The following is a 20225-nucleotide window of genomic DNA, read 5'->3' as shown; positions in this document are numbered from 1 at the left end:
GCGGACGACCTCGTTCCGCGCGCGGCCCGGCGGGCACGTACTTTCTGGGCGTGACGCACTGCGAGGAGACGCCGTGAACGCCGAGGTCCCGGAGCGGGTGCAGGGGATCTACCAGGAGGTGCTCCGCCGGAACCCCGGTGAGGGCGAGTTCCACCAGGCTGTCCGCGAGGTGCTCGAGTCCCTGGCCGTCGTGCTGGACCGGCACAGCGAGTTCAGCGAGATGAAGACCGTCGAGCGCATCTGCGAGCCCGAGCGGCAGATCATCTTCCGCGTGCCGTGGATGGACGACCGCGGCGAGGTGCAGATCAACCGCGGGTTCCGGGTGGAGTTCAACTCCGCCCTCGGCCCCTACAAGGGCGGGCTGCGGTTCCACCCGTCGGTCAACCTCGGCATCGTCAAGTTCCTCGGCTTCGAGCAGATCTTCAAGAACGCGCTGACCGGCATGCCCATCGGTGGCGGCAAGGGCGGCTCCGACTTCGACCCCAAGGGCCGCTCGGACGCCGAGGTCATGCGGTTCTGCCAGTCGTTCATGACCGAGCTCTACCGGCACCTGGGCGAGTACACCGACGTCCCGGCCGGCGACATCGGCGTCGGCGCGCGCGAGATCGGCTACCTCTTCGGCCAGTACAAGCGGATCACCAACCGCTACGAGTCCGGCGTGCTCACCGGCAAGGGGCTGGGCTGGGGCGGCGCGCTGGTGCGCACCGAGGCCACGGGCTACGGCGCGGCCTTCTTCGCCGAGGCGATGATGAAGGTCCGCGGTGAGTCCTTCGACGGCCGGCGGGTGGTCGTCAGCGGCTCGGGCAACGTCGCCGTCTACGGCATCGAGAAGGTCCACCAGCTCGGTGGCACCGTCGTCGCCTGCTCGGACTCCAGCGGCTACGTCGTCGACGAGAAGGGCATCGACCTCGACGTCCTCAAGCAGGTCAAGGAGGTCGAGCGGGGCCGGATCGCCGACTACGCCGACCGCGTCGCCTCGGCGCAGTTCGTGGACGGGGGCAGCGTCTGGGACGTGCCGTGCGAGGTGGCGATCCCCAGCGCGACCCAGAACGAGCTCGACGGCGACGCCGCGGCGGTCCTGGCGCGCAACGGCTGCCGCTACGTCGTCGAGGGCGCGAACATGCCCGCCACCCCGTCGGCGGTGAAGGTGTTCCGCGAGTCCGGCGTCGCGTTCGCTCCCGGCAAGGCGGCCAACGCCGGTGGCGTCGCCACCTCGGCGCTGGAGATGCAGCAGAACGCCTCCCGCGACCGCTGGACCTTCGAGCACAGCGAGGCCCGGCTGGCCGAGATCATGCGCGACATCCACGCCCGCTGCCACGAGACCGCCGAGGAGTACGGCTCGCCCGGCGACCTGGTGCTGGGCGCGAACGTCGCGGGGTTCCTGCAGGTGGCCGAGGCGGTGCACGCCCACGGCCTGATCTGAGGTCAGACGGGCAGCAGAGCCGTCTCGTCGCCCACCGCGTCGAGCAGCGCCAGCGCCTGCGGGTCGGTGGGCGCCCGTCCCTCGTCGGCGAGGAACGCCGCCTCGAGGAACGCGCGGACCGGCCGGCCGTCGACGGCGCCCTCGCCCCGGCGCAGCTCCGGGGCGGCGTGCAGCACCAGGAGGAACAGGTGTGGCACGCGCGGCGCCCCGGGGCGGACGGCGGGCTGCACGTAGGGCAGCGCGAGCCGGCGGGCGCCCCGCCGGCCGTAGAACCGCAGCCGGGCCGCCGGGTCGCCGTGCGCGGTGGACCCCGCGTGGTGGGCGGGGTCCTCGACCTCGGCCAGGACCAGGCAGGGGTCCGCCCGGGCCCGCCAGCGCTCCAGCGCGGCGTCCAGCAGCCGGCCGCCGTTCCCGGCGGCGCGCGCGTCGGGCCGGGTGGCCAGGTAGGACAGCAGGACGACGCCCGCGCCCGGGAAGAAGTCCGCGACGGCGGCGGCGACGGGTCCCCGCTCGTCGCGCAGCACCAGCACCTCGGCGGTGCCGGCCCCCACGGCCGCGACGAGGTCCTCGGCGTCGACCAGCTCGTCCGCGGGGAAGGCGGGCACCAGCAGGCCGGCGTGGACCTCCGCCAGGTCGGCCGGCCCGGTCAGGACCACGGGCTGCACGCCGGTCACCTCCGCCGGGTGGTGCGCGACGGGGCGGTCAGCCGGTGCGTGATGGCGCCGGTCGCCAGGGCGGTGACCACGGCCAGCGCCACCAGCACGGCCGAGCGCCAGCCGGTGAGCGCGTAGCCGGCCTGCACGATGGAGAACAGGCCCGAGATGCCGACGGCGGCGACCGCGGCGAGCAGGATGTCCATCCTGCGGCGGCCGCGCGCCTCGTCCTCGGCCTGCTGCGCCAGGGCGACCGCCTCCTGCTCGCGGCGCCGCGCCTCGGCGAGCTCCTGCCGGCGCCGCACCGAGCTGTCGATCAGCGCCCAGGCCCGGTCGCCCACGACGTCCTCCACGGTGCCGACGAAGTCCGCGCGGGCCCGGTCGAAGCCGGCGGCGGCCAGCAGGTGGTCCAGCGTCGTCCGCATCACCGGGGAGGTCACCAGCGACGGCGCGGTGATGAACATCAGCCGCAGGCGCGCCGCCATCACGAACAGCTGCATCCCGTGCTGGGCGGCCTCCAGGTCGCGCTGCGTGCTGTCCAGGAAGGGCAGGTCCCAGTCGCCCTCGGCGGGGCGCCGGGCGATCTCCTCCTGCAGCCGCTCCATCTCGCGGTTGATCCGGTAGTAGTGGTCGGCGAGCTCGACCTGCCAGCCTGCGAAGAGACCGTCCAGGGTGGCGACGAACTCTGCCGCCTCCTGCACCGCGTCGACCATGTAGCTCGGCGACGTCGGGCAGGCCAGGGCCGTCGTGTTGGCCGTGCGCAGCACCAGCCCCTCCACCAGGCCCGGCGCGTCGATCGGCGTCGCGGCGCCGGGCCGGTAGCCCGACCACTCCGCGATGGCGCTGACGCCGTGCCGCACCGGGTGCCCGAGCAGCGCGCCCCCGACCAGCGAGACCAGCTCCCGCGGGTCCTCGACCGGTACGGCTGGGCAGTCCGGCGACACGGCGACGGCCCGCTCCACCCGCGTGAGCACGTGGTACGCACCCGACCGGGTGCTCACCTGCACCGTCGGGAGACCGGCGTGCTCGGCGAACTGGGCGCACAGGTCGGCGCAGATGTCGGCGGCCAGGTCGCTGAGCCGGCCCCACCCCGGGCCGGCCGCGCCCTCGGCGGGCACGACGGCCGTGCCGAGCTCGCGCAGGTCGCCGGCCTCCGGCGCGGCGCGCAGCTGGGCGGCGTACAGGGCCTGCGGGCCGGCGTCCTCCAGCGGCATGACCAGCCGGACGCAGTGGTTGCCCAGCTCGGTCAGCCGCACCTCCACCCGCAGCCGGTGCGGCTCGTCTCGGTCGCCGTCGGGGAGCAGCACGTCGGGCAGGACCAGGGCGGCGCCGGCGTACTGCCGCCCGAGTGGGTCGTTGCCCTTCCAGACGTCGTTGAGCGGAAGCTCGCGCTCCACGTGCGCCACCGGCAGCCCGGCCAGGGTCCACCGCTGCCCGGTGGCCCGCAGGGCGCGCACCGCGGCCCCGGGCGTCACCCCGCGCAGGCCGAACGGGTAGAGGTGCACGACCGTTCCGGCGGACACCTCCAGCGCCGGCCGCCCGGCCGCCTCCCGCAGCGCCTCCAGCGACGCCCGGTGCGCGCGCAGCTCGCTGCGGCCGACGTCGTCGTCGGCGAACCACGTCTCGGCGTCGGCGAGCTCGGCCACGGCGGCGTCGAGCGCGCGGCCCGACGGCCGGCCGGCGGCGGTCGCCGCGGTCGCCACCGCGCGGTAGTACCGGGTCTCGGCGTCGGCCGCCTCGCCGGTGTGCGCGGCGATCGGGTCACCGCCCCGCGCGGCGGCGAGGGCGGCCACCTCGGCAGCGGCGACCGCGGTGGCGGTCGCCTGCTCGGCCAGCACCCGCAGGCTGCCCGACGCGGCCGCCGCCTCGACCAGCATCTCCCGGCCCACGAGGGCGAGCAGGCCCCACTCGGCGTCGGCGTGCTCCTCGGTGCCCGTGCGGGCGGCGAGCGCGGTGTCGATCACCGCCTGCACCGGGCCGTGCTCCCACGAGACCTCCCAGGCCGCCTCGCAGTCCAGCCGGAGGCAGAGCGCCAGCAGGCCGCTCGCCGTGCGGTCGCCCGAGGTCAGGCGGACGGCCGACCGGAGCGCGTCGGCGGCCTCGCCGGTGAGCTCGGCGTCGGCCCGGTCGGCGTTCCAGCGCCCGAGGCCCGTCAGGGCGGCGAGCCGGGCGGGGGGCATGCCGGCGGACTCGAGGTACCGCGCCACCCAGGCCCGCGCCGGTGCCGCGTCCCCGGCACCGAGCGGCCCGAGGAGCTCGCCTGCCAGGCTGGTCATCGCGCTTCCCCGTCCTCGTGCTGGTCCGCGGGGATGCTATGCCGCCGCCCCCGGCCCGACGTGCGGACGCGCGCTGTGCTGGGGTGGGGGTGTGACGGACAACTTCATCGGCGCCCTGGACTTCGGCAGCCCGCAGATCGACGACAGCGCGTTCGTCGCGCCGACGGCGGTCGTCGTGGGCGCGGTGACGATGGGCCCCCGGTCGAGCCTCTGGTACGGCGCGGTCGCCCGGGCCGACGCCGAGGTCATCGAGATCGGCGCCGACTCCAACGTCCAGGACGGCTCGACGCTGCACTCCGACCCCGGCTTCCCGCTGGTCGTGGGGGAGCGGGTCTCGGTGGGGCACCGGGTGGTCCTGCACGGCTGCCGCATCGACGACGACGTGCTCGTCGGCATGGGCAGCATCGTCATGAACGGCGCGCACATCGGCTCCGGCTCGATCGTCGCCGCCGGCGCCGTCGTCACCCAGGGCAAGGTCTTCCCGCCGCGCTCGCTGATCGCGGGCGTGCCCGCGAAGGTACTGCGCGAGGCCACCGACGACGACCAGCTGCACATCCAGGGCAACGCGATCAGCTACACCGACCGGCTCGGCTCCGCGCGGCAGGTGCGCCGCCTGGAGGGCTAGCCGGCGAGGGCGGCGACCGCGGCGCGGATCTCGGCCACGGTCAGCGTCAGCGTCGCGTCGCCGACGGCGAGCTCCACCCGCACGGTGCACGGGTCCCCGGTGCGCGCGGCCTGCGCCCACGTCCACAGCGACTCGTCGGTGGCCAGCCGGCGCGCGGTGGCCGTGAACCGCTCCGGGGTGGTGCGCAGCAGCAGGTGCAGCATCGGGGCCTGCGGCGGGTCGGGGACGACGGTGACTCCGGGCAGGTCCCGCACGGCCGCGGCGACCTCCCGGGCGCGCTCGAGGTAGGCCGGCATCAGCGGCAGCCGTCGGCGCAGGCAGCCCAGCGCCGACGCCGCACCCGGCCACATGCCGAACAGGGTGCCGCCCAGCCGCCGGCGCCACTCGCGGACCTCGGCGACGACGTCCTCGGGGCCGGCCAGGCAGCACCCGGCCAGCGCGCCCAGCCCCTTGTAGAAGCTGACGTAGACGGTGTCGAACAGGCCGGCGATCTCGGCCGGGGTGCGGTCGTAGCCCGCGGAGGCCTCCCACAGCCGGGCGCCGTCCAGGTGGGCGGCCGCGCCGCGCTGGCGTGCCCAGCCCACCTGCTCGACCAGGTCCGCCCACGGGGGCAGCCGGCCACCCAGGTCGCGCTGCGGCAGCTCCACCAGCAGCGCCGCCGGCCGCTCGGCCACCGCGTCGAGGTCCGCCCGCAGGAGCAGCCCGTGCCGGTCGCCGGCCGGTCGCAGCACCATGCCGTGCAGCCGCTCGAAGGCCTGCTCCTCGTGCGAGACCAGGTGGCTCTCGGGGTGGCAGACGACGGTGCGCCGGCCGCTCCGGTCGGCGTGCACGCGCAGCGCCGCCTGCTGCGCCATGACACCGCTGGGCAGGTAGACCGCCGCGGGCAGGCCGAGGACCTCGGCGACCTCGTTCTCCAGCTCGGTGACGACGCCGCCGTCGCCGTAGCGGTCCGGCCGCGTGCCCGCGGGGATCCCGGCGAGCAGGGCGTCGGGCCGCCAGTCCGCGTGGCCGGTCAGGCTGCGCTCGCAGGAGGCCCGCAGGGCGAGGAGGTCGTCGTCCACCGGCACAGTCTGCCCGGCCCCGGAGCGGTGCTTGACCTGGAGCGCGCTCCAGGTCCTAGCGTGACCGGTGATGAGCGAGGACGATGCCGACCCCGGGATGGCCCTGGCCGTCGTCACCGCGCGCACGGGCCTGTCGGCCGACACGCTGCGCTACTACGAGCGGGAGGGTCTGCTGCCGCCGGTGGCCCGCAGCCCGGGCGGGCGGCGGCGGTACCGGCAGGTGGACCTCGACCGGCTGGCCTTCCTCCTGCGGCTGCGGGCCACCGGGATGCCGATCGCCACGATGCGGCGGTTCGCGGAGCTGCGCCGGCACGGGGAGGCCGGTCGCGCCGGGCGGCTGGCCATGCTGCTGGAGCACCGGGCCGAGGTGCGCCGGCGGGTCGGCCTGCTCGGGGAGAACCTGCGCGCCATCGACCGGAAGATCGACCGCCACCGGCGCATCCTGCGCCAGCGAGGAGAGTGCACCGTGCCCGACGCGTCGCCCGCGGCCTTCGAGCTGCTGCCCCTGCACCACGTCCAGCTCGCCATCCCGCCCGGCGGCGAGGACGCGTGCCGGGCCTTCTGGCGGGACGTGCTCGGCATGGAGGAGCTGGCGAAGCCGCCGGTGCTGGCGGCCCGCGGCGGGTGCTGGTTCCGCGGTGGCGGGCTGGAGGTGCACCTGGGCGCCGAGGACCCGTTCGTCCCGGCGAAGAAGGCTCACCCCGGCCTGCTGGTCTCCGGGCTGCGGGAGCTCGCGGCGGTGCTGGAGTCGGCCGGGCACCCGGTCACCTGGGACGACGACTTCCCCGGCCACGACCGCTGCTACGCGACCGACCCGTTCGGCAACCGGCTGGAGTTCCTCGAACCGTCCGCCGACCCGTCGTAGCCGCCCGCGCCGAGCAGCTCGCGGAGCAGCGCGTCGACGGCGCCGGTCTCGATGAGGAAGCCGTCGTGCCCGTACGGCGAGGTGATCAGCCGCAGCGGCACGCCGAGGGCGTCGGCGACCCGCCGCTGCTGGTCCGGCGGGTAGAGCCGGTCGGTGTCCACGCCCGCGACGAGCGCGCGAGCGGTCACCCGGCCCAGCGCGGCCTCCACGCCGCCGCGGCCGCGGCCGACGTCCCAGCTGTTCATCGCCTCGGTGAGCACCACGTAGCTGCCGGCGTCGAACCGGGCGGCCAGCTTCTCGGCGTGGTGGTCGAGGTAGGAGGCCACGGCGTAGCGGCCGTCGTCCTGCACCCGCGCGCCGAACCGGGCCTCCAGCTCCAGCCCGCTGCGGTAGGTCAGGTGGGCGATCCGGCGCGCGATGCCGAGGCCGTCGACCGGCTGCTCGTCGGGCCGGTGGTCGCCGCCGCGCCAGCGCGGGTCGGCGCGCACGGCCGCCTGCTGCGTGGTCTGCGTGCCGATCTGGTCGGCGGAGGCGACGGCGGCCGAGGCGAGGAAGAACACCGACGCCACCCGCTCGGGCGCGGCCACCGCCCACTCCAGCGCCCGCATGCCGCCCATCGACCCGCCGACGACGCAGGCCCACCGGTCGACGCCGAGCGCGTCGGCCAGCGCCGCCTCGACCCGCACCTGGTCGCCGACGGTGACCTCCGGGAACCGCGACCCCCAGGGCCGGCCGTCGGGGGCCGCCGACGACGGCCCCGTCGTCCCCTGGCAGCCGCCGAGGACGTTCGCGCAGACGACGAAGAACCGGTCGGTGTCCAGGGCCGCGCCGGGGCCGACGATGCCGCTCCACCAGCCCGGTGTGGGGTGCCCGGGCCCCGCGTCCCCGACGACGTGGCTGTCGCCGGTCAGCGCGTGCTCGACCAGCACCGCGTTCCCGCCGTCGGGGGCGAGGGTCCCCCAGGTCTCGTACGCGACCCGGACCGACGGCAGGAGCCCGCCCCGCTCCGGGGAGAAGGCGGGCAGGTCGAGGAAGCGCCGGTCGCCGACCGGGTCCCCCTCGACCCACCCGCCCATCTGCCCAGCTGCCCTGTGGCTCAGGCTGCCTTGGCGGCGCGGAAGCCGGCCTCGAGGTCGGCGAGGATGTCCTCGATGCCCTCCAGGCCGACGGCCAGCCGGACCAGGCCCGGGGTGACGCCGGTGGTCAGCTGCTCCTCCGGCGTGAGCTGCGAGTGCGTGGTCGACGCCGGGTGGATGACCAGGCTGCGCACGTCGCCGATGTTGGCCACGTGGCTGTGCAGCTCCAGGGCCTCCACGAACCGCTGGCCGGCCTCCTTGCCGCCGTGCAGCTCGAAGGTGAGGACGGCGCCGGCGCCCTTGGGGGCGTACTTCTGCTGGGCCGCGTGCCACTGGTTGGTGGGCAGGCCGGCGTAGTTGACCCGCTCGACGGCGTCGTGGGCCTCCAGGAACTCGGCCACCCGCTGGGCGTTGGCCACGTGCCGCTCCATGCGCAGGGACAGCGTCTCGATGCCCTGCACGATGAGGAAGGCGTTGAACGGCGAGACGGCGGGCCCGAGGTCCCGCAGCAGCTGCACCCGCGCCTTGAGGGCGTAGGCCGGCGCGCCGAGGTCGGCGTAGACGACGCCGTGGTACGTCGGGTCGGGCGTGGTGAACATGGGGTGCCGGCCGCCGCGCCAGTCGAACGAGCCGCCGTCGACGATCAGCCCGGCGATCGCGGTGCCGTGGCCGCCGAGGTACTTCGTCGCCGAGTGCACGACGACGTCGGCGCCGAACTCGAAGGGGCGGATCAGGTACGGCGTGGCGACGGTGTTGTCCACGATGAGCGGGACGCCGTTGGAGTGCGCGACGCCGGCGACGGTCTCGATGTCGAGGACGTCGCCCTTCGGGTTGCCGATGCTCTCGGCGTAGAAGGCGCGGGTGTTCTCCTGCACGAGGGACTGCCAGTTCTCCGGGTCGTCGGGGTTCTCGACGAAGGAGACGGTGATGCCCAGCTTGGGCAGCGAGTGGTGCAGCAGGTTGTAGGTGCCGCCGTACAGCGAGGCGGAGGCGACGACGTGGTCGCCTGCCTCGGCCAGGTTGAGGATGGCCAGCGTCTCGGCGGCCTGCCCGGAGGCGACCGCGAGCGCGGCGACGCCGCCCTCCAGCGAGGCCACGCGCTGCTCCAGCGCGTCCTGCGTCGGGTTCATGATCCGGGTGTAGATGTTGCCCATCTCGGCCAGCGCGAACAGGTCCGCGGCGTGCTGGCTGTCGCGGAACTGGTAGCTCGTGGTCGCGTAGATCGGCAGGGCGCGCGCCCCGGTGGTCGGGTCGGGGCTGGTGCCCGCGTGGATCTGCCGGGTCTCGAAGCTCCAGGCCTGGGGGTCGGTCATGCGCCGTCTCCTCTCGCTCGCGGAGACCCGCGGCGCACGGGAGCTCCGTCCTTGCCGGACGGCGGGCGCCGACCGGCCGGCTCTTCCCCTGGGAGCACCTCAGACGGAGTAGAGGTTGCCGGGCAGCCAGCCAGGTGCTTGTCGCTGCCTCTCGTGAGCCACCGCCGATACTAGGGCCCCGCTTGTCCCACGTGAAACATCCGTCCCACGCAGTGGGCCTGGGCGGAGGCCCGGCGGGCGGCACGGCAGGCTGGGCCCGTGCGCGCACTGGTGTTCGAGTCCTTCGGCGGTCCGCTCGAGGTGCGGGAGGTACCCGACCCGGTCCCGGCGCCGGGCGGCGTCGTCGTCGAGGTGGGCGCCAGCGGCATCTGCCGCAGCGACTGGCACGCCTGGCAGGGCCACGACGCCGACGTCGTCCTTCCGCACGTGCCGGGCCACGAGCTGGCCGGGACGGTCGCGGCCGTGGGCGACGGCGTCGCGGGCTGGCGGGTCGGCGACCGCGTCACGGTGCCGTTCGTGAACGCCTGCGGCCGGTGCGCGCAGTGCGCGGCGGGCGAGCACCAGGTGTGCGCCCGCCAGACGCAGCCGGGCTTCACCCACTGGGGGTCGCTGGCCGGGCTCGTCGCCCTGGACGCCGCCGACGTCAACCTGGTGGCCGTCCCCGACGAGCTGGAGCTCTCCACCGCGGCCGCGCTGGGCTGCCGCTACGCCACCGCCTTCCGGGCCGTCGTGCACGTCGGCCAGGTGCGGCCCGGCGAGTGGGTGGCCGTGCACGGCTGCGGCGGCGTCGGCCTCTCCGCCGTCCAGGTCGCCGTGGCCGCGGGCGCGCGCGTCGTGGCGGTCGACGTCGCCCCCGGTGCGCTCGAGCTCGCCCGTGCGCTCGGGGCGGAGCACGTGGTGGACGGCGCGGGCGACGTCCCGGCCGCGGTCGCCGAGCTGACCGGCGGCGGTGCGCACGTCTCCCTCGACGCGCTCGGTGCCCCGGCGACGTGCGCCGGCTCCGTGCGCAGCCTCCGCCCCCGCGGCCGGCACGTGCAGGTGGGCCTGCTGCCGCCGGAGCAGGGGCGGGCCGAGGTGCCGATGGAACGGGTCATCGCCCTCGAGCTGCAGGTGCTGGGCAGCCACGGCATGGCCGCGCACGCCTACCCCGAGCTGCTCGGGCTCATCGCCGCAGGCCGGCTGGACCCCCGGCCGCTGGTCACCCGCGAGCTCGCGCTCGACGATGCCGGGACCGCGCTGGCCGAGGTCGGCCGGCGGCCCGGCATCGCCGTCGTCACGACGTTCTGAGCCAGGTCAGCCCGGCGGGCTGACCGTGGTCGGCGTGCTCCCGCCGGGCGAGTCGGGGGTCGTGCGGGCCGACGGCTCGGGCACGGTCGTCGGCTCCTCCGGCTCGGGCTCGGGTTCCGAGCCGGTCTGCGGGCCGGTCGTCGGCGTGGGGGTCCGGGTCGGCGTGGGCGTGCTCGTCGTCCGGTCGTCCTCGTCGGTCGTCGGGACCGGCTCGGTGGTCGTGGGTGCCGGTTCCGTCGTCGTCGGGGTGGTCGGCTGCTCGACGGAGGTCTCCCGCGGCGCCGGGGCGTTCGGGTCCGGCGGCTTCACCTGCAGGTAGAGCGCGAAGATCCCGACGAACAGCACCGCGAGCACCACCGTCGAGGTGCGGGCGCGCCCCAGGTGCGAGGGGATCGAGGACCACCAGCGGTGCTGCGGCGCGGCCGCGGGCGCCGTGCTCACGATGGGCGCGGCCGCCGCGGCGTCGTCGGCGTGCTTCGGCTGCTCGAGGCCGCTCATCGGATGCTCTCCTGCACCACGGTCGCGCCGTCCTGGCTCTCCTGGGTGGTCGGGGACGCGGGCACCTGCATCCCCTGGTTGCGGAAGGCGAGCACGACCCGGGCGCGCAGGTCGCGGCCCACCTCGAACTGCTTGCCGGGCAGCGTCCGCGCGACCACGCGCACGTTGACCTCGTCCAGGCCGAGGGACTCCACGCCCATCACGGTCGGCGGGTCGAGCAGCAGCGGCCGCATCGCCGGGTCGCGGAACGCCTCCCGGCCCACCTCCCGCAGGATCTCGTTGACCCGGTTCACGTCCACGGTCGACGGGACGGGGACGTCGACGACGGCGCGCGCCCAGTCGCGGGAGAGGTTGACGACCTTGACGATCTGCCCGTTCGGGACCGTGACCACCTCGCCGTTGGGCGAGCGCACCCGGGTGACGCGCAGGGTCACGTCCTCGACGGTGCCGGTCGCGGCCTCCCCGGCCCCGACGACGCTGATGGCCACGACGTCGCCGAACCCGTACTGCCGCTCGGTGATGATGAAGAAGCCGGCGAGCACGTCACCCACGATCCGCTGGGCGCCGAAACCGAGGCCGACGCCGAGCACCGTGGCGGGGGCGACCAGGCCGGTCACCGGGACGCCGAGCCGGTCGAGCACGAAGAAGACCGAGATCGAGTAGATCAGCACGATCGCCGCCCACTGCAGCACCTGGGTGAGCGAGTGCCGGTGCTTGGCGGCCTCCGAGCGCACCAGCGCGTCGCCGCCGGTGGCGTTGCGGTCGATCCGGTCGGTGATCCGGTTCCCGGCCCACGAGACGAACCGGGCGAGCAGCACCGAGCCCAGGATGATCAGCACGACCTCGAGACCGCGGCCGGCGAACCAGTCCAGCAGGTCCCTGAACGCGTCCACGGGGAATGCACTCCGATCGTCGGGGGAAGTCGACCTCCCCACCCTCCCCGACGCCGGCCGACCGGTGCCAGCCGGATCGCCACGTTCGGGGCGAGATCCGTCACGGCCTCCGGCGGGGCTCCACGAACAGCGACTGGCTGGAGCGGCCGACCGGGCCCTCGGTGTCGAAGAGGACCGCGAAGCACTGGGCGGCCCCGGCGCCGCCGAGCACGGTGGTGGCGGACATGCCGAGCCACTCGCCCCGCGGCGGGCGGTGCAGGGCCAGCGAGAGGTCCACGTTGGCGAAGGTGTCGGTCGTCCAGTCCAGCGCCGCGGAGATACCGCTGGCCGCGTCGGTCATCACCAGCAGGTGCTGGAGCGGGGTCATCGGCTCGCCGGCCACGAGCTCGCACTCCGGCCGGGTCCAGGCGGTGGCCGGCCCGGGCGCGTTGAACGACCCCTCGGCGAACCGCCAGTCCAGCGCCCGGTGGTAGGCCACCTCGGTGGTGAAGAAGGCCGCCGTCTCGGCGCGGCTCTCCTCCGGGCCGGTCGCCGACGGGTGCGGCAGGGCGGTGGCCTGCGCGCCCTCGGCCGTGCGCATCCGCCAGGCGGACAGCCGCATCAGCGGGCGGTCGTCGCCGGCGTCGAGGACGGTCTCCACCAGCTCGACCCGGCGGCCGGGGCGGACGACGGAGCTGCGCAGGCGGACCGGCCCGACCGGCACCGGCGCGAAGATGTCGTAGGCCAGCCGGACCGTCTGGCCGTCGTCGATGCCGCCGGCCCGCTCCGCCTCGCGCAGCAGCAGCGCGGCGGGCGGGCCGGCGTGCTGCAGCCCGGCGTCCCACGGGCCGATGGTCAGCGCCGTGGCGGTGAACCGGGTGCTCGTCGAGCCGTCGCCGTCGGGGACGTAGAGGGCGGTGGGCAGCTCCATGCCGGCAGTCTGGCCGCGGCGCTCAGCCCTCGGTGCGCCGGGTCTCCCACACCGCGTAGGCAGTCCACGCGGCGGCGGCCAGGGCGACCAGCGTCCACACCCAGCGCAGCTCGGCGGAGGTGGACAGCAGCAGCAGGACGGCGACGACGAGGGCCGAGCCCGCCACGGGGGAGGACCGGGCGAGGACGCCCGCCGTCCCCGGTCCGGGGACCGCCAGGAAGACGACGGTCGCCGCCACCAGCAGGAAGGCGCACAGCGCGGCCAGGATGCCGGCGGTCACGCCGTACTCCGCGGGCAGCCCGACCGCGCCGAGCCCGCCGAGCACGATGCCCAGGCCGAGGGCCGTCAGGGTCCGCCGGCGCCGGTCGGACCACGGTGGTCGCTGCTGCACGCGGGGCCTCCTCCCGGTCGTGGCCTGCCTCCGTTGTACCGCCACCGCCTGGGTGCTCCCTGAGCGGTAGGCGTCTCGCGGCCGGACGCCCGCTACGGTGCGGCGGTGTCCCGCACCGCCCGTCCCGCTCTCGGGTACGCCTTCACGCTGGCCTCGGCCGGGCTCTTCGCGGTCAACGGCACCGTGTCCACGCTGGCGCTGGAGGCCGGCATCCCGCCCACGCGCCTGACCGCGCTGCGCTGCACCGGTGCGGCGCTCGTGCTGCTCGGCGCTCTCGCGGTGCTCTCCCGGGACCGCCTTCGCGTGCACCGCCGGGAGCTGCCGCTGCTCGCGGTCTTCGGCGTCGTCGGTGTGGCGATGACGCAGTTCCTCTACTACGTCGCGATCGGGCGGCTGCCGGTCGGCATCGCGCTGGTCTTCGAGATGACCGCGCCGGTGTTCATCGCGCTCTACGTGTGGCTGGTCAGGCGCGAGGCGGTGCGCAGCCGGCTGTGGCTGGCGCTGCTGCTCTCGCTGTCGGGGCTGGTGCTGGTGGCCCAGGTGTGGGAGGGCGGCGGCTCGCTCGACGCGGTCGGCGTCGGGGCGGCGCTGGCAGCGGCGCTCTGCCTGGCGACGTACTACCTGGTGGGGGAGCGCGGCACGGTCGGCCGCGACCCCGTGACGCTCACCTGCTGGAGCTTCGTGGCGGCCGCGCTGTTCTGGGCGGCGGCCGCGCCGTGGTGGGCCTTCGACCCGGGCGTGCTGGCCGAGCAGGTGCCGCTCTCGCTGGGCGACCTGACCGCCCCGCTGTGGGTGCTGGTCGGGTGGATCTGCGTGCTCGGCGCGGTCGCGCCGTTCTGGCTGTCGATCAGCGCGCTGCCGCACCTGCCGCCGACCACGGCGGGGCTGGTGGCGACCGTGGAGCCGGTGTTCGCCTCCGTCGTCGCCTGGCTGTGGGTGGAGCAGGTGCTCACCGCCTGGCAGGTGGCCGGCGGGATCGTCGTCCTCACCGGGATCGCGCTGGCGCAGACGGCGCGGGCGGGCACGGCCGCCCGCGCGGAGCCCCCGCTGCTGCCGGAGTCCCCGGCCCCGCTGTCGGGCTGACAGCGGGGCCGGGGGTGCTGGCTCAGGGGGTGACGTCGGTGCTCTCGGTCAGGTAGCCGGCCAGCTCCTCCATGTAGGCGGCCTGGGCGACGTAGTCGGGGCCGATGTACTTCCACGGGTGCAGCTGGTCGTTCTGGACGGCGGGGAGCAGCGCGGCGGTGGGCTGCGCGGCGATCTCCTCCGGCGTCATGCTGAACCGCAGCGAGTAGAGCAGCACGTCGCTCGGGTGGTTCGGCACCTCTTCCCAGCCGACCGGGTTCCAGAAGTAGCCGTCACCACCCGGGTCGACGAAGTTGACGCCGAGCTCCTTGTACATCTTGAGCTGCGGGTCGTCGTCGGCCTTGGCCATCCACCAGCCGTCGGCCTGCGTCGCGAAGACCGGCAGCACGCTGACGCCGCCGGCCGCGGCCTCCTCCAGCTTCGCCGAGGCGGCCTCGAAGTCGGCGCGGGCCTCCGCGACCTCGCCACCCTCGGTGTCGACGCCGAGGGCGGCGGCCAGGTCGACGACGCGCTCGATGACGTCGGCGCCCGAGCCGGTGTAGGCGATGTGGACGATCGGCGCGATCTCGGCGACCTGCTCCTGCTGGGCCATGTCGTTGAAGCCGTAGCCGGCCTTGCCCTCCGGGATCTCGCCCGAGGAGTCGTCCGGGTAGATCGTCGTGACGATCAGGTCGGGGTCGGCGGCCGCGAGCGCCTCGAGGTCGATCTCGCCGTAGGCGGAGCCGACGATCGCCACGTCGCCGAGGTCGCGGCCCTCGAAGGCGACGTCGTCCTCGGCGGAGGTCTGGCCGAAGGTGGCGACCGGCTCGATGCCGTAGTTCCACAGCGAGGCCGTCAGGTCGTTGAGGCCGGCGATGCGCTCGGGCGCCGCGTCGAGCTCCACGGTCTGGCCGATGTCGTCGGTGAACTCCCAGCCGCCCTCGGCGGCGGCGCCGCCACCGTTGCTCTCGTCGTCGCTGCCGCAGGCGCTCGCCGAGGCCACGACGGCCAGCGCGAGCAGGCCCCCCATCAGGCTCTTCCGGTGCACGGGTGCTCCTCAGTCGTCAGGGGATCGATCATCCCCGGGTGGCGGGAAGGTTAGCCTGCCCTAACCAAGGCCGAGAAGGGGGTCCCCCGCGAGAAGGCCCTGCTCAGCGCAGCCGGCGCACCGGGACGACCATCGGCGTGCCCGTCACCGGGTCGGGGACGACCCGCGCCTCGAGGTCGAAGACGTCGGCCAGCAGCTGCTCGGTGAGCACCTCCGCGGGGCTTCCCGAGGCGACGAGGGCGCCGTCCTTCATGGCCACCAGGCGCTGCGCGTAGCGGGCGGCGAGGTTCAGGTCGTGCAGCACGACGACCACGGTGCGGCCGCGCTCGGCGTGCAGGCGGCCCACCAGCTCCAGCACGTCGATCTGGTGGGAAAGGTCGAGGTAGGTGGTCGGCTCGTCCAGCAGGAGCAGGTCGGTGCCCTGCGCCAGGGCCATCGAGATCCACGCCCGCTGGCGCTGTCCGCCGGAGAGGGCGTCCACCGGCCGGTCCGCGAGGTCGGCCATGTCGGTCCAGGTCAGGGCCTCGGTGACCACGGCCTCGTCGTCCCGGGACCACTGGCGCAGCCAGCTCTGGTGGGGGTGCCGGCCGCGGGCCACCAGGTCCCCGACGGTGAGCCCCTCGGGCGCCACGGGGGTCTGCGGGAGCAGGCCGAGCACCTTGGCCACCTCGCGGGTGGGCGTCCGCGCGATGGCCCGCCCGTCGAGCAGCACCTGCCCGGACGTGGGGCGCAGCAGCCGGCCCAGCGCCCGCAGCAGCGTGGACTTGCCGCAGCCGTTGGGGCCGACGATGGCGGTGAAGGAGCCCTCGGTCAGCTCCAGGTCCAGGTCGTCGACGACCACGCGCTCGTCGTAGGCCAGGCGGACGTGCTCGGCGGCCAGCCGCACCCGGGCGGTGGCGGTGGCGGCGGGCACGAGCTCGGTCTCGATCGTCACAGTGTGCTTCGCCGCCTTCCGCGGACCAGGAGCCAGAGCAGGTAGGGCGCGCCGATGACGGCGGTGAGGATGCCGACCGGCAGCGCCTGGGGCAGCACGGTGCGGGTGACCAGGTCGGCGCTCACGACCAGGAGTGCGCCCAGCAGCCCCGAGGCCAGCAGCGGCGGCCGGGAGCCCCTGGTGAGCCGCACGGCGATCTGCGGGACGACCAGCGCCACGAAGGTGACCGGGCCCGCGGCGGAGACGGCGAAGGCGACCAGCCCCACGGCGAGCAGCACGACGGCCGTCTGCGCGCCGGCCAGCCGCACCCCGAGCCCGCGGGCGGTGTCGTCGCCGAACTGGAGGGCCGCCAGCACCCGGCTCGCGGCCAGGGCCAGCGGGACCAGGACCGCCAGCGCGATGGCCAGGGGGACGGCGTGGTCCCACGTCCGGCTGTTCAGCGAGCCGGTGATCCACACGTAGGCCGAGGTCGCGTCGTAGATCTCGGCACGGGTGAGCAGCCAGTCGATGAGCGCGTTGCCGACCGACCACAGCGCGATGCCGACCAGCACCAGCCGGTACCCGTCGAGGCCGGCGCGCCAGGCGAGCGCGAACAGCAGCAGCCCGGCCACGGCCGCGCCCAGCAGCGCGGCGGTCGGGATCCCCAGCCCGCCGAGGACCGCGCCGGTGGCGGTGTCGCCGGTGAGCACGATCGCCGCCACCGCACCGGCCGAGGCGCCGGTGGTGAGGCCCAGGGTGTCGGGGGAGGCCAGCGGGTTGCGGGCGAAGGTCTGGAAGAGCGCCCCGGCCACGCCGAGCGCCAGCCCGACCAGCACGCCGACGACGACCCGCGGGGCGCGCAGCTCCAGGACGATGAACTCCTGCGGCCCCTCGCCGAGGCCCACGAGGGTGCGCAGCACGTCGGGCACGCCGATCGGGAAGTCGCCGCGGCCCATGCTGACCGCCGACACCAGCACCAGCGCGGCGAACCCGACCACCGGGAGGGCGACCTCGCGCCAGCGCAGCGACGCCGACACCGGCCCGACCCGCAGGGTCCGGCCGCTGCGCACGGGAGGGGTGCCCGGCGCCCGCGGGGGCGCGGTGACGCTCACAGCCCGGCCGTCCGTACCCGGCGCACCAGCGCGATGAAGAACGGGGCGCCGACCAGCGCCAGGACGATGCCCACCTGCAGCTCGCCCGGGCGGGCGACGACCCGGCCGATGACGTCGGCGGCCAGCAGCAGTGCGGCACCCAGCAGGCCCGAGCACGGCAGCAGCCAGCGGTGGTCGGGCCCGGTGAGCGCCCGCACCATGTGCGGCACGACCAGGCCGAGGAACGCGATGGGGCCGCACGCCGCGGTCGCCGCGCCGCAGAGCAGCGTGATCGCGGCCAGGCCCACGACGCGTGCCAGCCAGATCCGCTGGCCCAGCCCTCGGGCGACGTCCTCGCCCAGCCCCAGGAGGTTCAGCGCCGGCGCGTTGGCCAGCGCGAGCACCAGGCCCAGCGCGATGAACGGGCCGACCTGCCACGCGACGTCCGCCCCCCGGCCGGCCAGCGAGCCCACCACCCAGAACCGGAAGCTCTCCAGGGTCTGCTCGTCGGAGACCAGGATCGCCCGGACCAGCGCGTAGAGCAGCGCCGACAGCGCCGCGCCGGCCAGCGCGAGGGTGAGCGGGGTGGCCCCGCCCCGGCCGGCCGAGCCGATCGCGTAGACGAGCACCGTGCCGGCCAGCGCGCCGGCGAAGGCGAACCAGACGTTGTCCGACGGCGAGGTCAGGCCCAGCACGGAGATGGCGAGGACGACGGCGAGGCTGGCGCCGGCGGTGACGCCGAGCAGCCCGGGGTCGCCCAGCGGGTTGCGGGTGTGGCCCTGCATGAGCGCACCGGCGATGCCCAGCGCGAGCCCGACCAGCAGGCCCAGGGCGGTGCGCGGCACCCGCAGCTGCCGCACGATGACGGCTTCCTCGCTGGCCAGGTCGCCGTCGAGCAGCGCCTGCCACACGTCGCCGAGGCCGATGGAGCGGGTGCCGACGGCGATGCTCGCCAGCGCCGCCCCGACGACCAGGACCAGCAGCAGCGCCAGCGTCGCCAGCCGCCGGGCGCGCATCGAGCGCGCGGGCGGGCGTGCCGCGTCCCGGGTCGGGACGTCGACCGTGGTGGCCACGAGCAGCTCCCGGGACGAACGGCGGTGCAGGTCAGATAAGGCTTACCTTAGCTCCGCCGACGGCCGTCCGGCAGTGCCGTCCTCCGGACGGCGGTCAGCGCTTCTGCCGCCGGCTGCCGCCGTGCCAGTCCTCCTCGGCGCCCGCCTCGCCCGGCCGGACCCCGAACGCCGGCAGCTGGGGCCGCTCGCGCAGGCTCCGCTTGAGCTCGGCGAACCCCGGGAACGACGCCAGCCCGACCACGTGGTCCCACAGCTGCACGGCCTCGTCCTCGGCGGGGAGCCGGCTGATGACGGGGCCGAAGAAGGCGACGCCGTCGGGTGGGCGGAACTGCAGGATCGGCGTCCCGACGTCCTTGCCGGTGAGCGCCAGCGCCTCGTCGGTCTCCGCCTGGATCTGCGCGTCCCAGGAGCCGTCGTCCAGCGCGCCGGCCAGCTCCGACGGCAGGCCGGCGTCGGCCAGGGCCGGCTCCACGAACGCGCGCGTCCCGCGTCGGCTCTCGTCGCCCGGCTGCGCCGGCACCTCGAAGACGCGGGCGCCCAGCGCCTCGTACAGCCGGCCGACGGCCTCCGGGCCGTGCTCGGCCCGGGCGCGGGCGGCGACGCGGAGCAGCCGCAGGCCCGCGGTGTGCCCGGCCTCGTACTCCGGCGGGAAGTGGGCGTCGTAGTCGACGTGCGCGTTGAGCAGCCGCAGCGAGATGAACCGCCACTCGACGGCGTACTGCCGCTGCTCGCCGACCATCCGGACCCACTTGCTGGTCATCCAGGCGAACGGGCAGACCGGGTCGAACCAGAAGCGCAGGTCGGCGTCGCTCACGGGAGCACCGACTCGATCGCGGCGCGGACCTCGGGGGAGTCGGGGAGCGTGCGCGGCCGGAAGCGGGCGACGACTGACCCGGTCCCCGCGACCACCCACTTCTCGAAGTTCCAGGTGACCGGGCCGGCCTCGCCGTCCAGGTCGGGGGCGGCGGTGAGCGCCTGGAACAGCGGGTGCGCGCCCTCGCCGTTCACCTCCACCTTCTCCGTCATCGGGAAGGTGACGCCGTAGGTGGCGGAGCAGAACTGCTCGATCTCCTCGGCCGTGCCCGGCTCCTGGCCCATGAACTGGTTGCACGGCACGCCGAGCACGGTGAACCCGCGCTCGCGGTACTCCTCGTGCAGCGCCTCCAGCGCGGCGTACTGCGGGGTGAGCCCGCAGCGGCTGGCGACGTTCACCACCAGCGCGGGCCGGCCGCCGGTCAGTTCGCCGAACGTCGTCGGCGCGCCCTGCAGGGTCGTGACGGGCAGGTCGAGGAGGTCGCTCATGCCGGCGCCAGCGCGGCCGGGGCGGCGTTCATTCCAGGCCGCTGATGTCGTCGGGGACGTCGACGGCGTGCTGGCGCAGCGCCTCGAGCGGGACGATCTCCAGCGAGCGGGCGTTGGTGGCCGCCAGCACCACGCCGGAGGCCGCGCCGGCCTGGTAGGCCTGCAGCCACCGGGTGGCGACGACGCACCAGCGGTCGCCGGGCCGCAGGCCCGGGAAGCCGTACTCGGGCCGCGGGGTGGAGAGGTCGTTGCCCAGCTCCCGCTGCATCGCGAGGAACTCGGTGGAGACGACGGCGCAGACGGTGTGCCGGCCCAGGTCGTCCGGGCCGGTCGTGCAGTGCCCGTCCCGGTAGAAGCCGGTGACCGGGTCGGTGCCGCACGGCTCGAGCGGGCCGCCCAGCACGTTGCGCTCGTCGTCGGGGTCGGGGGGCACGGGCGCTCCTGGGGAGGTCGGGGAAGACGTGG

General features: G+C 75.4%; 21 protein-coding genes and 1 riboswitch. Of the genes, 5 read left to right on the top strand and 16 right to left on the bottom strand.

Annotated features, from left to right (window positions below; genetic code table 11):
* Positions 1-73 precede the first annotated feature (73 nt).
* Positions 74-1423 carry an NADP-specific glutamate dehydrogenase gene (gdhA, locus tag E4P43_RS12950; protein WP_135145872.1) on the top strand — a complete coding sequence of 450 codons (1350 nt, stop codon included), beginning with the start codon at positions 74-76 and terminating at the stop codon, positions 1421-1423.
* Between the two features lie 2 nt (positions 1424-1425).
* Here the strand turns inward: gdhA and E4P43_RS12945 are convergent, their stop codons facing one another.
* Together E4P43_RS12945 and E4P43_RS12940 are read right to left on the bottom strand one after the other, a co-directional pair.
* Positions 1426-2088 (bottom strand): GNAT family N-acetyltransferase, encoded by a 663-nt coding sequence (locus E4P43_RS12945; protein ID WP_135145871.1) that lies wholly within the window; start codon positions 2086-2088, stop codon positions 1426-1428.
* Positions 2089-2093: 5 nt separating this feature from the next.
* The gene (locus E4P43_RS12940; RefSeq protein WP_135145870.1) at positions 2094-4352 is read right to left on the bottom strand and encodes a hypothetical protein; all 2259 of its coding nucleotides are present in this window, start codon (positions 4350-4352) and stop codon (positions 2094-2096) included.
* 91 nt (positions 4353-4443) lie between these two features.
* On the opposite strand from E4P43_RS12940, the gene E4P43_RS12935 reads away from it, so the two are divergent.
* The gene (locus E4P43_RS12935; protein ID WP_135145869.1) at positions 4444-4977 is read left to right on the top strand and encodes a gamma carbonic anhydrase family protein; all 534 of its coding nucleotides are present in this window, start codon (positions 4444-4446) and stop codon (positions 4975-4977) included.
* Here E4P43_RS12935 and E4P43_RS12930 read toward each other — a convergent pair.
* Positions 4974-6038: a beta-eliminating lyase-related protein gene (locus E4P43_RS12930; protein WP_135145868.1), complete on the bottom strand. Its 1065-nt coding sequence runs from the start codon at positions 6036-6038 to the stop codon at positions 4974-4976. The two genes, E4P43_RS12935 and E4P43_RS12930, sit on opposite strands and share 4 nt — an antisense overlap.
* A 70-nt stretch (positions 6039-6108) precedes the next feature.
* Between E4P43_RS12930 and E4P43_RS20565 the strand changes: the two genes are divergently transcribed.
* Positions 6109-6903, top strand: a complete 795-nt coding sequence (locus tag E4P43_RS20565; protein WP_135145867.1) for a MerR family transcriptional regulator — start codon at positions 6109-6111, stop codon at positions 6901-6903.
* On the opposite strand, the gene E4P43_RS12920 is transcribed toward E4P43_RS20565, so the two are convergent.
* The gene (locus E4P43_RS12920; RefSeq protein ID WP_135145866.1) at positions 6840-7979 is read right to left on the bottom strand and encodes a homoserine O-acetyltransferase; all 1140 of its coding nucleotides are present in this window, start codon (positions 7977-7979) and stop codon (positions 6840-6842) included. The genes E4P43_RS20565 and E4P43_RS12920 overlap by 64 nt on opposite strands.
* Before the next feature lie 20 nt (positions 7980-7999).
* Positions 8000-9292 carry a bifunctional o-acetylhomoserine/o-acetylserine sulfhydrylase gene (locus tag E4P43_RS12915; RefSeq protein ID WP_135145865.1) on the bottom strand — a complete coding sequence of 431 codons (1293 nt, stop codon included), beginning with the start codon at positions 9290-9292 and terminating at the stop codon, positions 8000-8002.
* Between the two features lie 42 nt (positions 9293-9334).
* Positions 9335-9451, bottom strand: a riboswitch (SAM riboswitch).
* Positions 9452-9550: 99 nt separating this feature from the next.
* Here E4P43_RS12915 and E4P43_RS12910 point away from each other — a divergent pair.
* Positions 9551-10579 (top strand): zinc-dependent alcohol dehydrogenase family protein, encoded by a 1029-nt coding sequence (locus E4P43_RS12910; protein WP_135145864.1) that lies wholly within the window; start codon positions 9551-9553, stop codon positions 10577-10579.
* Between the two features lie 6 nt (positions 10580-10585).
* Here the strand turns inward: E4P43_RS12910 and E4P43_RS12905 are convergent, their stop codons facing one another.
* The 4 genes from E4P43_RS12905 to E4P43_RS12890 all read right to left on the bottom strand — a co-directional run bounded on the left by E4P43_RS12905 (position 10586) and on the right by E4P43_RS12890 (position 13271).
* On the bottom strand, positions 10586-11077 hold the full coding sequence (locus tag E4P43_RS12905) for a hypothetical protein (RefSeq protein ID WP_135145863.1): 492 nt from the start codon (positions 11075-11077) through the stop codon (positions 10586-10588).
* Positions 11074-11970, bottom strand: coding sequence for a mechanosensitive ion channel family protein (locus tag E4P43_RS12900; RefSeq protein ID WP_135145862.1), 897 nt, complete (start codon positions 11968-11970; stop codon positions 11074-11076). Before E4P43_RS12900 ends, E4P43_RS12905 begins: the two co-directional genes overlap by 4 nt.
* A 100-nt stretch (positions 11971-12070) precedes the next feature.
* Complete coding sequence (locus tag E4P43_RS12895; RefSeq protein WP_135145861.1) at positions 12071-12880, bottom strand: thioesterase family protein; 810 nt, start codon at positions 12878-12880, stop codon at positions 12071-12073.
* Positions 12881-12902: 22 nt separating this feature from the next.
* Positions 12903-13271 (bottom strand): hypothetical protein, encoded by a 369-nt coding sequence (locus E4P43_RS12890; protein WP_135145860.1) that lies wholly within the window; start codon positions 13269-13271, stop codon positions 12903-12905.
* 105 nt (positions 13272-13376) lie between these two features.
* Between E4P43_RS12890 and E4P43_RS12885 the strand changes: the two genes are divergently transcribed.
* Positions 13377-14354 (top strand): DMT family transporter, encoded by a 978-nt coding sequence (locus tag E4P43_RS12885; protein WP_135145859.1) that lies wholly within the window; start codon positions 13377-13379, stop codon positions 14352-14354.
* A 22-nt stretch (positions 14355-14376) separates the two neighbouring features.
* On the opposite strand, the gene E4P43_RS12880 is transcribed toward E4P43_RS12885, so the two are convergent.
* The 7 genes from E4P43_RS12880 to E4P43_RS12850 form a co-directional block, all read right to left on the bottom strand.
* Positions 14377-15381, bottom strand: a complete 1005-nt coding sequence (locus E4P43_RS12880; protein WP_209313863.1) for an ABC transporter substrate-binding protein — start codon at positions 15379-15381, stop codon at positions 14377-14379.
* Between the two features lie 103 nt (positions 15382-15484).
* On the bottom strand, positions 15485-16315 hold the full coding sequence (locus E4P43_RS12875; RefSeq protein WP_135145858.1) for an ABC transporter ATP-binding protein: 831 nt from the start codon (positions 16313-16315) through the stop codon (positions 15485-15487).
* Positions 16312-17406, bottom strand: coding sequence for an iron chelate uptake ABC transporter family permease subunit (locus E4P43_RS12870; RefSeq protein WP_135145857.1), 1095 nt, complete (start codon positions 17404-17406; stop codon positions 16312-16314). Before E4P43_RS12870 ends, E4P43_RS12875 begins: the two co-directional genes overlap by 4 nt.
* A complete protein-coding gene (locus tag E4P43_RS12865; protein WP_209313862.1) occupies positions 17403-18458 on the bottom strand; it encodes an iron ABC transporter permease in 1056 nt (351 codons plus the stop codon). Before E4P43_RS12865 ends, E4P43_RS12870 begins: the two co-directional genes overlap by 4 nt.
* A 94-nt stretch (positions 18459-18552) precedes the next feature.
* Positions 18553-19272: a hypothetical protein gene (locus E4P43_RS12860; protein ID WP_135145856.1), complete on the bottom strand. Its 720-nt coding sequence runs from the start codon at positions 19270-19272 to the stop codon at positions 18553-18555.
* Positions 19269-19760: a glutathione peroxidase gene (locus E4P43_RS12855; RefSeq protein ID WP_135145855.1), complete on the bottom strand. Its 492-nt coding sequence runs from the start codon at positions 19758-19760 to the stop codon at positions 19269-19271. Before E4P43_RS12855 ends, E4P43_RS12860 begins: the two co-directional genes overlap by 4 nt.
* Positions 19761-19788: 28 nt before the next feature.
* Positions 19789-20193, bottom strand: coding sequence for a DUF2237 domain-containing protein (locus tag E4P43_RS12850; protein ID WP_135145854.1), 405 nt, complete (start codon positions 20191-20193; stop codon positions 19789-19791).
* Positions 20194-20225: the final 32 nt, after the last annotated feature.

Source organism: Blastococcus sp. TF02A-35, from assembly GCF_004571075.1.
GTDB lineage: Bacteria > Actinomycetota > Actinomycetes > Mycobacteriales > Geodermatophilaceae > Blastococcus.
This window is presented reverse-complemented; position numbering and strand designations above follow the sequence as displayed.

What these genes read in the sequence shown, in the direction of transcription:
- E4P43_RS12915 (WP_135145865.1), bottom strand. Translation starts at nt 9,292, where the DNA reads ATGACCGACCCCCAGGCCTGGAGCTTCGAGACCCGGCAGATCCACGCG.
- E4P43_RS12940 (WP_135145870.1), bottom strand. Translation starts at nt 4,352, where the DNA reads ATGACCAGCCTGGCAGGCGAGCTCCTCGGGCCGCTCGGTGCCGGGGAC.
- E4P43_RS12920 (WP_135145866.1), bottom strand. Translation starts at nt 7,979, where the DNA reads ATGGGCGGGTGGGTCGAGGGGGACCCGGTCGGCGACCGGCGCTTCCTC.
- E4P43_RS12905 (WP_135145863.1), bottom strand. Translation starts at nt 11,077, where the DNA reads ATGAGCGGCCTCGAGCAGCCGAAGCACGCCGACGACGCCGCGGCGGCC.
- E4P43_RS20565 (WP_135145867.1), top strand. Translation starts at nt 6,109, where the DNA reads ATGAGCGAGGACGATGCCGACCCCGGGATGGCCCTGGCCGTCGTCACC.
- E4P43_RS12895 (WP_135145861.1), bottom strand. Translation starts at nt 12,880, where the DNA reads ATGGAGCTGCCCACCGCCCTCTACGTCCCCGACGGCGACGGCTCGACG.
- E4P43_RS12855 (WP_135145855.1), bottom strand. Translation starts at nt 19,760, where the DNA reads ATGAGCGACCTCCTCGACCTGCCCGTCACGACCCTGCAGGGCGCGCCG.